Source organism: Staphylococcus sp. LCT-H4 (genome assembly GCF_001866145.1).
Lineage (GTDB): Bacteria > Bacillota > Bacilli > Staphylococcales > Staphylococcaceae > Staphylococcus > Staphylococcus succinus.
Genome location: NZ_MODY01000008.1, coordinates 25,940 through 37,404 on the forward strand (window position 1 = coordinate 25,940; position 11,465 = coordinate 37,404).

Consider the following 11,465-nt stretch of genomic DNA (forward strand, 5'->3'; position numbering starts at 1 on the left):
ACAAAACATCAATTTTAGCAAGGTAAAGCGTACTTGTCAATAATTTAAAATTCTAATTCTGGGAAATTTTTCAATTCATTATATAAATTTGCAAATTCTTTTATTGAAAGCGTTTCTCCACGACGTATTGGATCTATACCACTTGTTTCTAACCATTTTAAAATAACTTCTTTCTTGTTTTTTCCTTCAACGAACAAACTTTGGTAGTTATTATTTATCGTTTTTCGTCTTTGGCTAAAGGCAGATTTAGTCATTTTGAAAAATTTATCCTCATTGTCTACTTCAACTTGTGGCACATCCCGTTTCATTAGTTTCACAACAATTGAGTCTACATTGGGTGGTGGTAAAAATACTGATTTCGGCACAGTCAATACTTGACTTGTTTCTGTATAGTATTGTGCAACAATTGATAATGATCCATATGCTTTCGTTCCTACCTGTGCATTTAATCTTTCGCCTACTTCTTTTTGCATCATCACGACATAACCATCAATCGGTAAGCGCTGTTGCATTAAATTAAGTAATATAGGCGTTGTAATGTAATACGGCAAGTTTGCAACAACCATAATCTTGTCACAATCTGCAAGATTATCAGATACATACTGCGCAATGTTAGCCTTTAATATATCTTCATTAATAACTATCACATTATCATAAGGGGACATGGTATCTTTAAGCACAGGAATCAAACGTTGATCAATCTCAAATGCAATAACTTTTTTCGCACTTTTAGCCAATTGTTCAGTTAACGATCCCATTCCAGGTCCAATCTCTATTACACCAGTATTTTCATCTATATCACTTGCGTCAATAATGTTATGAATAATATTAACATCAATTAAAAAGTTTTGACCTAAACTTTTTTTGAAGTTAAAACCATATTGATTAAGCAGTGCTTTTGTGCGGGATGGCGTAGCAATATCTTTAATATCCATTTACATTTCACTTCCTTCATTATCACTTAATGCATTTCTAACGTCCATTTCTGTATAACCAAATGCATTGAGTTTATTTATTAACTGTTTACCATTAGAATGTCCGATATGTAGCTTGCGTCCAAGGATTTCTCTCTTTCTTCGCGCATCTTTTCCAACTATTAATCCTAAATCAACTAACACTTCTTTACTAATCGTTTCGGATCCTTCTTCAAAAGGCGTACTTACATTCATTAGCGCTTCTTTGATATCGGAAAGTTTTGCATTTTCTACGCCAATTTTACCACGTTTGTTCTTTGCTTTTTCTTTATCTATATACGCATGTTTCACACCAGGTATATTTTTCTGAATCGTGTTTCGTATTTTATCACCCGGGAAATCTGGATCAGTAAAAACGATAACACCTCTCGTCTCAAAAGCCTGTGCGATTACATCTAAAATCTCTTTATTAATTGCGCTGCCGTTTGTTTCAATCGTGTCACATTCGACAGCTCTTTTAACTCGCTCGGTATCGTCTCTACCTTCTACTACAATAAATTCATTTATCTTCATTTATTGTTTCACCTTTCATAAATTTCATTCGATTTTGGTAAAAATAAAAAGACGCCGGTGCCAATAATGGTTTCCACTTAGTATTCGCTCTAAAAACTAAGCCACATCTCAGACCGACATCTTTCTTGTTCTATCTCTATGCCTTTAATTTAAACAATTGTTCTGCATTTTTAGTTGTTTGTTGGCAAACTTCCTCATAACTCACACCACGTAATTCAGCGATTTGCTCAGCTACAAGCGTCACACGTACAGGTTCATTTCTTTTACCTCTATATGGATGTGGTGATAGAAATGGTGCGTCTGTTTCAACTAATAGTCTATCGAACGGGACATGCTTTGCTACCTCTTTTGGTTGCTTCGCATTTTTAAATGTAACAGGACCGCCTAATGATACATAGAAATTCAATTTATTAATTACATCATCTGCAATTTCAGGAGAACCACTAAAGCTATGCATAATACCACCAATTTCTTCTGCGTGCTCTTCTTTTAATATATCAACACAATCTTGCGTTGCTTCTCTATTGTGTATGATAATTGGCAGATTAACACGTTTAGCTAAAGCAATTTGCTTTCTGAATAAAGCTTGTTGTATATCTTTAGGAGACTTATCCCAATGATAGTCCAATCCTGTCTCACCTATACCGATTACTTTAGGATGGGAAGCAAGTTGTTCTATCCATTCTAAACGCTCTTCTGTACAATCAATTGCATCTACAGGGTGCCATCCGATTATGCCATAGATAAATTCATATTGATCAATAAGTTCCATCGTACGTTCAATTGTAGGTGTGTCAAAGCCCACCACAAACATACGATCTACCCCATTTTCTCTAGCTCGCTCAATGACCGCTTCTAAATCCTCGTCATATTGCTCGGCATTTAAATGAACATGTGTATCAATTAGCATACTATATCGCTCCCTTAAATTTTAATTACTTAATTATTGAACCATTAGGAATGGCATTAGGTAAACTCACAAGTGTTAGTACACCATCTTTTTCAGCAGATAAAATCATACCTTCTGATTTTCTACCCATTAATTTCGCAGGTTTTAAGTTTGTTACGACCGCAACTTTTTTACCGATGATATCTTCTGGTTGGTAGAATTTTGCGATCCCCGACACGATTTGGCGTTGCTCACTGTCTAAATCAACTTGTATTTTTAATAATTTATCAGATTTTTTCACCTGCTCTGCATCAATTATCGTTGCGGCTTTGATTTCAACTTTATCAAAATCTTTAATATCGATTTGTTCTTTGCTCGGCACTTCTACAGCTGTTTCTTCTGCTTTTGGTGGTTGCATTGATTGTTTAATATAATCAATTTCAACGTCACTATCTAAACGCGGGAAGATTGGTTGTGGCTTACCTATCACTATAATTGGTGCCGTTAAAGCACCGTATTGTTCTACACTATTCAATTCAGCCAGTTCAGGAGAATTAATATTTAATTGTTCGAAGATTTGTTTTGGCGCATGTGTAAGGAATGGGCGTAATAATACCGCTGCAATACGTATATTCTCAACTAAATGTGCCATTACATTTCCTAACATCTCTTTTTGGCTTTCATCTTTGGCTAACACCCATGGGGATGTTTCATCGATATATTTATTTGTACGGCTAATCAATTTCCAAATTGTAGAAAGTGCTACAGAGAATTGTAAATCATCCATATTTTCATGGAATGTTTTCACAGTATCTAACGCCATTTGTTCCATTTCTTCGTCTAATTCATGTTTTGGACCTTGATATGCAGGTAATTCACCATCAAAGTATTTATTAATCATAGAAATCGTACGGTTGACTAAGTTTCCTAAATCATTAGCTAAATCATAATTTGTACGTTCTACAAAGCCTTCTGGGGTAAACACACCATCTGAACCAAATGGTAACTCGCGCATTAAATAGTAGCGTGTTGCATCTAGACCATAACGATCGATAAGGACATTAGGGTCAACAACATTTCCTTTAGATTTACTCATTTTACCATCTTTCATTAGAATCCAACCATGTGCAAATACTTTCTTTGGAAGCGGGATATCTAATGCCATTAAGAGGATTGGCCATATAATTGAATGGAATCTTACAATTTCTTTTGCCATGATATGAATATCTGCTGGCCAATATTTTTTAAATAATCCATCATCGTCTGATAAATAACCTAATGATGATATATAATTAACAAGTGCATCAATCCAAACATAAACAACATGCTTAGGATTAGATTTAACACGAATGCCCCAGTCGAATGAAGTACGTGATACAGCTAAGTCTTCTAAACCTGGCTTAATAAAGTTGTTAATCATTTCATTTTTTCTTGAAGGAGGTTGTATAAATTCAGGATTTTCATCATAAAATTCTAATAATCTGTCAGTGTATTTAGATAGATTAAAGAAATAACTCTCTTCTTTAACTAGCTCTACTTCATGACCAGAATCTGGACTTTTACCACCAATAATTTGCCCATTTTCATAAATAGGATCCACTAACTGTGTTTCAGTATAGTAAGTTTCATCTGGAACTGAATACCAACCTTCATATTCCCCTAAATAAATATCTCCTTGTGACAATAACCGTTCAAATATTTGCTCTACAACTTCTTTATGACGATTTTCTGTAGTGCGTATAAAGTCGTCATTAGAAATTTCTAACTTACTCCATAATTCTTTTATACCAGATATCATTTCATCTAAATATTCTAATTCAGATTTTCCTGCTTTATGTGCTTTTTCTTGAATTTTTTGCCCGTGTTCATCCGTTCCTGTTAAATAACGAACATCATAGCCTTGCATTCTTTTATAACGTGCGATTACATCACCAGCAGTTGTTGTATATGCATGTCCGATATGCAAATTCCCACTCGGATAATATATTGGTGTAGTGATATAAAATGTTTCTTTCGCCATCAATGTTCCTCCTCGATTCTTATGCTTTAAATTTACCTAAATTGATTCTCTTTTTCAATGAAACAGACGTTTGTTTTCATTATATTTTATTAATTCATCACTGTAATTGTCTATGATAGTATACTATTCACATTGAAGTTTTTTCATTAGTCAAATCAGCTTATATTTAAATATGATTAATAATCTCTATCCTATCTACATTACCATAAATCACACGAGTTATGGGAGTTTTTCACATCATTTTTTCTTGCTTTAATCGCTTTTTAGTTAATATAAACATTTCATACTATTTGTCTTGATTTGTTAATGTAACAAATCAAACAGTCTTGTTTTTCATTATTAAACATTATGATAAACATCATATACTTCGCCTGTTTTCATATGACGAATTTCAGCGACTTGTTTAATAGCTGCTTTGGTTTTCATATCTTGATCTATATAATAGTTAACATGCTCAACTATCGTCATTTCTTCGAACCATGAGGTATCTTCAACTGCTACAGCACCTTCTATTAACACTACAAACTCCCCCTTTGTTGGGATAAGTCCTTCTTGTAATTGATTTAACAAATCATCTACGTTACTCGTTGTGATTTGTTCGAATTTTTTGGTTAATTCTCTCCCCAATGAAACTTTTCTATTTTTATCTACTTTTTGGATAGTTTTTAATGTGTCTTTTACTCTATGTGGCGACTCATAAATAATAAGCGTACTATCTTCATACATGCGCTTTTCTAAAATTTCTTGTTTTTGCTTTTCCTTACGTGGTAAAAACCCAAGAAATGTATAAGTGAAGGAAGGTAACCCACTAGCCATAAGTGCTGTTAGACCTGCATTAGGACCTGGTACAGTTTCAACTTTAATTTGATGTTCTCTCGCGGCAACTACAAGTTCATATCCTGGGTCACTTATGAGTGGGAGCCCAGCATCTGATACTAAGGCTATACTAATGCCTTCTCGCAATTGTTCTATCAAGTATTCTGTTTGCTGTGCTTTGTTATGTTCATGATATGATTTAAGTGGTGTTGATATCTCATAATGTGCACACAATTTTTTACTTACTCTAGTATCTTCACAAGCAATCAAATCCACTTCTTTTAAAATTTTCACCGCTCTATATGTAATATCCGCTAAGTTTCCAATTGGTGTTCCTACCAAATACAATGTCCCCATATGTTACCCCTCACTTATTAATTCTAATTTTTTTGTTCTTGAATATGTTTTAATTTCATACTCTCTTTTTAGCGCTTCCGATTTAGTATCAAACATTTCTTGATAAACTAACTCTACTGGACGTCTTATTTTAGTGTATTTGGCGCCTTGCCCACGATTATGTTTAGCAACTCTCTGCACAATATCTTTTGCATACCCCGTATATAAACTTCCGTCTTTGCACTTAACAATATATATATAATGTTTATCCATAATATATTTCTCTCATTTCTTTCGTATAAGTTCCATCTTCATTGTAAATATAAAAAGGTGTTTGTATATCGAGTCCTTGATTACCACCTTTTCTACCTTCAACAACTATTGTTTGTGCAACCTTCCCTTGCTTACTATAAATAAAATGAAGTTTTTTTGGTTCAATTTGATACTGTCTCATACTACTTAAGACATCCATTAGACGTTCCGCTCTGTGTACTATCAAGCAACGTCCTCCCTGTTTCAATAAATGTCTTGCTGCAAAACAACAATCTTCTAATGTACACATGATTTCATGTCGTGCTATCTTATGTGCATCTTTTTGATGTTGATGTTGCTGATTTACTTTGAAATACGGTGGATTGCATGTCACCACATTATATTGTGAAGGTTTAAAATGTTTATGCGCCTGTTTAAGATCCATATGGTATACATGAATCCTCTCTTCTAAACCATTAAAACTGATACTTCTTTCAGCCATATCTACTAATTGTTCTTGAATCTCAATCGCTTCAATATTTTGTAGACCTTTAGCTGATAACAGCAAAGGGATTACACCATTGCCGGAACATAAATCTAATATCTTATCTCGATTCTTTACTTTGGTAAAATGTGCAAGTAATAATGCGTCTGTTGAAAAAGAAAAAACCTCATCATTTTGTATGATTTTAAGATTTTCTTTCATCAAACAATCAAATCTTTCACCATTTTTTAACATGTTCATACTAACCTCCAAAAAAAAGGATAAGCGAGCGATGCTTAATAATCAAGCCTATCACTACACCTTATCCTCACACACTTTGCATTTATTTTGTTATAAAGTCCCTATCAGTCTTATTCACTTAAAACTTCTAAGCAAAATAAACAATCGTCACCTTTTCTATGTTTACCAAACAATTCACCATTACAGATATGAAAACCTTCTTTATACAACATTGCTAAATTATCTTTACTTCGTAGTGGCTGTTTATATTGTCCTTTTTTTCCACTTTCCACTTTTTTAGGTTTTTCTTCTTTATCTATTAAAGTTTTTAAATTTTCATTTTCTATTTGTAAGGCAACATTTTCTTCGATCAATTCGACCGTGAGATTTTTCAAATTAAACATATCACTATTAATTTGATTAATATTTTCTTCTAAATGTGCTAGCTTTTCAAATATATCACTACGGTTCAATGTCGTTAAAGCCTCCTAATTTAATGCTTCTAATTCTTCCATTTTATATTCTAATGGTTGTTCCAAACCTTCTACTTTAATTTGCATAGAAATATCTAAAATGTTTAATCCTATTACTTTGCCATTACCTTCTGGTGTCTCAATCGCATCGCCAACGTCTGGTAATTGCGCACGTGCTTCTTCATAATAGTCATTTTCATATTTCAAACAACACATTAAACGACCACAAGCACCAGAAATTTTAGTTGGATTTAATGATAAATTTTGATCTTTAGCCATTTTGATAGATACGGGTTCAAAATCACCTAAAAATGTGGAACAACATAACGAACGGCCACATGGACCAATACCACCCAATAGCTTTGCTTCGTCTCTCACGCCAATTTGTCTTAATTCAATACGCGTTCTTAATTTTTGAGCTAGTACCTTTACTAGTTTTCTAAAATCTACTCGGTCATCAGAAGTAAAATTAAATATTACTTTAGATTTATCTAAAGTAAATTCACAATTCACTAAACGCATATCTAAATTTTGCTGTTGAATGGTATCTTTACATAAATTCATAGCTTCTTCAGCGTCTAATTCATTTTGCTCATATTTCATCTTATCTTCTTCTGTCGCAAGACGTACAATTTGTTTTAATGGCAACATCACATCTTCGTCAGCTACATCTAATGGTTCATACTTTACACGCCCCATTTCTATGCCTCTTTTAGACTCAACAACGACCCAATCACCAACTTTTAAATCGAATTGTTTAGGCGCGTAATACTCCATTTTACCTGATTTTTGAAAATCAATACCCACTACATTTTGCATAGTTATTTCACCCCTTTTATAACAATCTGTTCGAATACCAATGTTGGATTCACATTTTGATTCAACTTTTTATGTGCTTCAGTTATTTGATCATACATCAAAATAATCTGATTATATGTTAATTTCTTAGTATATCCTTTTATATCTTCTTGTAAATCTTGATAGATCACATCATCTATAATACCTACTTTAGCATGCATAACATCTTCAAAGAAACCATTAACTGCTGCCAATGTAAGTAATTGTAACCGTCTGTTTTTAGCTTGCTTTAATAAATCTACAATAGCAATAAGTGCCATTGATCGATTTGTCAGTAATAACTGACACCATTTAACAATACTTTTCCGAAGTGCTGTTAAATCTGTTTCTTCATTAAGCGCAACTGCTATTTCTGTTTGCGTCGTATATGTACTTAGTAACTCAGCTACAGGTCTTGAAATATCACGTTCAACTAATCTATCAATAAAATGCAATTTATTAATCGGCTTAAAGTATACATGTTGGCACCTTGAGTGGATGGTATCTAAAATTTGTTCTGGCTTCGTAGATAATAAAATAGCGATGGTGTTTTCAGGAGGTTCTTCTAAAAATTTTAAAATACTATTTTCACCTTGTACAGTCAGTTTCTCAAAGGATTCTATAATATACACTTTATAGTCTCCTTCGATTGGAAGTTGATTCATATGATGTACCAATTGCTCTACTTGATCTTTTTTTATTGTTGTTTCTTCAGAAGATACATACATAAAGTCCGGATGGTTTAATGATTCTACTTTCAACTGACATTGGTTGTTCTCGTTGCATAAGATAAGTTTGGCAAAATCAATTGCTACTTGTTGCATTTTCTGACCATCATCACCCTCAAATAAATAAGCATGTGATAGTTTATTTGAATAGTATGCTTTTGTCAGTCTTTCTCGTTCATCCATCATAAAGATACTCCTTTATATAAAAAGGCTGCTTATACATAATCACCCTACAAAGCACATTTCAAAAGAGTATCACTCGTATCTCCTTTGATTTAAGTGCAATTTGAGAGGCAACTATATATAGCAACCATGATTTTAGAATTGATGGAAAGCTTCAACTGGCATTACAAATACCGTTGCTCCTCCAACTTCTACTTCAACTGGATAAGGGATATAAGAATCCGCACTGCCACCCATTGGTGTAATAGGTGAAACAAGCTGTTCTCTATTTCCACATGTGTCATCAATTACCTTTAGCATTTCATCTACACGATCATCTTCAACACCAGATAAGAACGTTGTATTTCCTGCTCTTAAAAATCCACCTGTTGTTGCGAGTTTTGTTGCTCTAAAATTATGTTTAACAAGTTTATCCGAAAGTTCTTGGCTATCCTGATCTTGTACGATTGCTATAATCATTTTCATAACTAAACACCTCTTCCCAATATTATATCATAATTTTTCTAAATATTTACTGATAGATTCATACGCTGCACTTACAACTTCTTCTATACTTCTATCAGCATCGATTACGATAAAGCGTTCAGACTCATTATGAATAATTTTTTTATAACCTTCAACTACTTTTTCGTGAAAATTTACACTCTCTTGATCTAAACGATTTTGCACACGCTGATTTTTCAGGATGCGTTTTCGTCCTATATCAACACTTACATCAAGGTAAATCGTAATATCAGGATACAATCCATCGATAGCAAATTCATTAATTGATTTAACTTCTGCTAATCCTATACCCCGTGCGTAGCCTTGATAAGCTAACGAACTATCAATATAACGGTCACATAATACAATCTTACCTTCATTTAATGATGGTATCACTTTACCTACAAGGTGTTCGCGTCTAGAGGCTGCGAATAACAAGGCTTCCGTGCGTTCATCCATACCATCTCCTTCAAGCAAAAGTTCGCGTATCTGCTCTCCAGTTTTTACACCACCAGGTTCTCTAGTCATTACAATATTGTATTCTGATCCTAGTTTTTGTGCTACTTGTTGTATAACTGTCGTTTTCCCTGAACCCTCTGGCCCTTCAAATGTTATAAAAGCTGACATATATTATTCATCCTTAATTTCTATTTTATGATTTTTTATTCCTTCTACTCTCAAATTACTATCTTGCCAATAATTCATTAATTTTACCATATTTTCAGTTATTTTTTCTCCTTTAAACATGAGAGGAATCCCTGGAGGATATGGAACAATATGTGTTGCCAATATTTTATTCACTGATTTATTAATGTTTATGTTACGTATCTTATCTATTTCACCAGAATAATATACACCTTTTTCAGTAAGGTATTCTATTTCAGTTTTATTATTTGCTTTTCTTTTTTCAAAATTAATATTTTTTAATCTTTCTAACAGTAATTCAAATGGATACATATCTTCTTCATGCCATAAAGGTAGTACCAATAATATTTGATTATTGTCAGCAAGTTCAATATATATTTTTTCCATTTCAAAAAGCTTTTGAAGTTCAAAACCTGTATAGCCGTTCCCACTTATATTTAATTTTAACGGATCATCCACTTCAATAACTTCCAAACCAATCTGCTTCAATGTACTTATCAATTCGTATCTCTTTTCAAAAAACAAAGCACTATCATATTTTTTATAAAAGTCATGTGCTAATTCCAAACTTGTCATCAATAAATATGACGGACTAGAAGATTGAAAATAAGTTAAATATTTAATGACATTTTTACGTTGTGGGGCATTTTTATGTATAAAAAGTATAGAACTCATTGTAAGTGAAGGCAATGACTTATGATAAGACTGCACAACATAATCAGCTCCAGTATTTAATGAAGAACTCGGAAAACCTTCTAAACCAAAATGTGCTCCATGTGCTTCATCTATTAAAACTGGAACACCCGCCTCTTTTAATTTCATTATAGTATATGATATGTCAAAACATTCACCATAATAATTAGGATATGTAAAGATTGCTAATTTAGTGTCTTGCATCTCGTCAGGTAATTTGGATAAGTTAGGTCCTAAATATTGATTTGTCTTTAAACTTATATCCATTTCTAGTAATAGCGCATTTTGACAGGTTAGCTCCAATGCATGAAAGACTGACTTATGTGCATTTCGCACCATAGTATATTTTCCCTTTTGGGCTGAAAAGCCTTGAATTACTGATAAAATACCCGAAGTAGTACCATTTACTAAATAGTAAGCCTCATAGTCAGGATGCTTTGATATGCCTTCCATGCTCTTTAATATAACGTCTTCTGGCTGATGTAGATCATCTAACCCCGTGATTTCTGTCATATCCATTTTAAAATCTAATTGCTCTAATTGACCAATTGTCATATTTTTATGACCAGGTACATGAAGAGAAATTGGCGATTGTCGCAATAATTTATTAAACTTATTAGTTAAAGGCTTTGACATCACATATTCCCACTTTCTATTACTAAATACAAGATTTGATTTTTATAACTGTTCATAATAGTTAACATTCTAACATAGTTTATAACAATATTAGTCGAACATTTTATATGCTCAAAAAAAGAGACTCATGAAATAAGCCTCTTCTTTTTTATATTATGTTAACTGTCAAAGTCTCAATAAAAAATTGCATAAAAAAAGAGACCTCTCGGTCTCGGCTCATCGCATCCTATAATGCTGCCTGGCAACGTCCTACTCTCGCGGAA

At 33.1% G+C, this 11,465-nt stretch carries 13 protein-coding genes; all 13 read right to left on the reverse strand.

Annotated elements, in window-relative coordinates:
- Window positions 1-44: 44 nt before the first annotated feature.
- Entirely contained in the window at window positions 45-935 is an 891-nt protein-coding gene (gene rsmA, locus BK821_RS12600; protein ID WP_071331807.1) for a 16S rRNA (adenine(1518)-N(6)/adenine(1519)-N(6))-dimethyltransferase RsmA, read from the reverse strand.
- Window positions 936-1,487 carry a ribonuclease M5 gene (gene rnmV, locus BK821_RS12605; RefSeq protein WP_046837953.1) on the reverse strand — a complete coding sequence of 184 codons (552 nt, stop codon included), beginning with the start codon at window positions 1,485-1,487 and terminating at the stop codon, window positions 936-938.
- A 136-nt stretch (window positions 1,488-1,623) separates the two neighbouring features.
- Complete coding sequence (locus BK821_RS12610; RefSeq protein WP_046837952.1) at window positions 1,624-2,397, reverse strand: TatD family hydrolase; 774 nt, start codon at window positions 2,395-2,397, stop codon at window positions 1,624-1,626.
- Window positions 2,398-2,422: 25 nt separating this feature from the next.
- The gene (gene metG / locus BK821_RS12615; protein ID WP_046837951.1) at window positions 2,423-4,396 is read right to left on the reverse strand and encodes a methionine--tRNA ligase; all 1,974 of its coding nucleotides are present in this window, start codon (window positions 4,394-4,396) and stop codon (window positions 2,423-2,425) included.
- 339 nt (window positions 4,397-4,735) lie between these two features.
- Entirely contained in the window at window positions 4,736-5,569 is an 834-nt protein-coding gene (gene rsmI / locus BK821_RS12620) for a 16S rRNA (cytidine(1402)-2'-O)-methyltransferase (RefSeq protein WP_046837950.1), read from the reverse strand.
- A 3-nt stretch (window positions 5,570-5,572) separates the two neighbouring features.
- Window positions 5,573-5,821, reverse strand: a complete 249-nt coding sequence (locus BK821_RS12625; protein ID WP_046837949.1) for a GIY-YIG nuclease family protein — start codon at window positions 5,819-5,821, stop codon at window positions 5,573-5,575.
- The gene (locus BK821_RS12630) at window positions 5,814-6,539 is read right to left on the reverse strand and encodes a tRNA1(Val) (adenine(37)-N6)-methyltransferase (RefSeq protein WP_071331809.1); all 726 of its coding nucleotides are present in this window, start codon (window positions 6,537-6,539) and stop codon (window positions 5,814-5,816) included. The genes BK821_RS12625 and BK821_RS12630 overlap by 8 nt, the downstream gene beginning before the upstream one ends.
- A gap of 116 nt (window positions 6,540-6,655) precedes the next feature.
- Window positions 6,656-6,997 (reverse strand): DNA replication initiation control protein YabA, encoded by a 342-nt coding sequence (gene yabA, locus BK821_RS12635; RefSeq protein WP_046837948.1) that lies wholly within the window; start codon window positions 6,995-6,997, stop codon window positions 6,656-6,658.
- A 15-nt stretch (window positions 6,998-7,012) separates the two neighbouring features.
- A complete protein-coding gene (locus BK821_RS12640) occupies window positions 7,013-7,816 on the reverse strand; it encodes a PSP1 domain-containing protein (protein WP_069822748.1) in 804 nt (267 codons plus the stop codon).
- 2 nt (window positions 7,817-7,818) lie between these two features.
- Window positions 7,819-8,745, reverse strand: a complete 927-nt coding sequence (locus BK821_RS12645) for a DNA polymerase III subunit delta' C-terminal domain-containing protein (protein ID WP_046837946.1) — start codon at window positions 8,743-8,745, stop codon at window positions 7,819-7,821.
- A gap of 135 nt (window positions 8,746-8,880) precedes the next feature.
- Window positions 8,881-9,210 carry a cyclic-di-AMP receptor gene (locus BK821_RS12650; protein WP_046837945.1) on the reverse strand — a complete coding sequence of 110 codons (330 nt, stop codon included), beginning with the start codon at window positions 9,208-9,210 and terminating at the stop codon, window positions 8,881-8,883.
- Between the two features lie 27 nt (window positions 9,211-9,237).
- A complete protein-coding gene (gene tmk, locus BK821_RS12655; protein WP_071331808.1) occupies window positions 9,238-9,855 on the reverse strand; it encodes a dTMP kinase in 618 nt (205 codons plus the stop codon).
- Between the two features lie 3 nt (window positions 9,856-9,858).
- The gene (locus tag BK821_RS12660; RefSeq protein ID WP_046837943.1) at window positions 9,859-11,202 is read right to left on the reverse strand and encodes an Orn/Lys/Arg family decarboxylase; all 1,344 of its coding nucleotides are present in this window, start codon (window positions 11,200-11,202) and stop codon (window positions 9,859-9,861) included.
- Window positions 11,203-11,465: the final 263 nt, after the last annotated feature.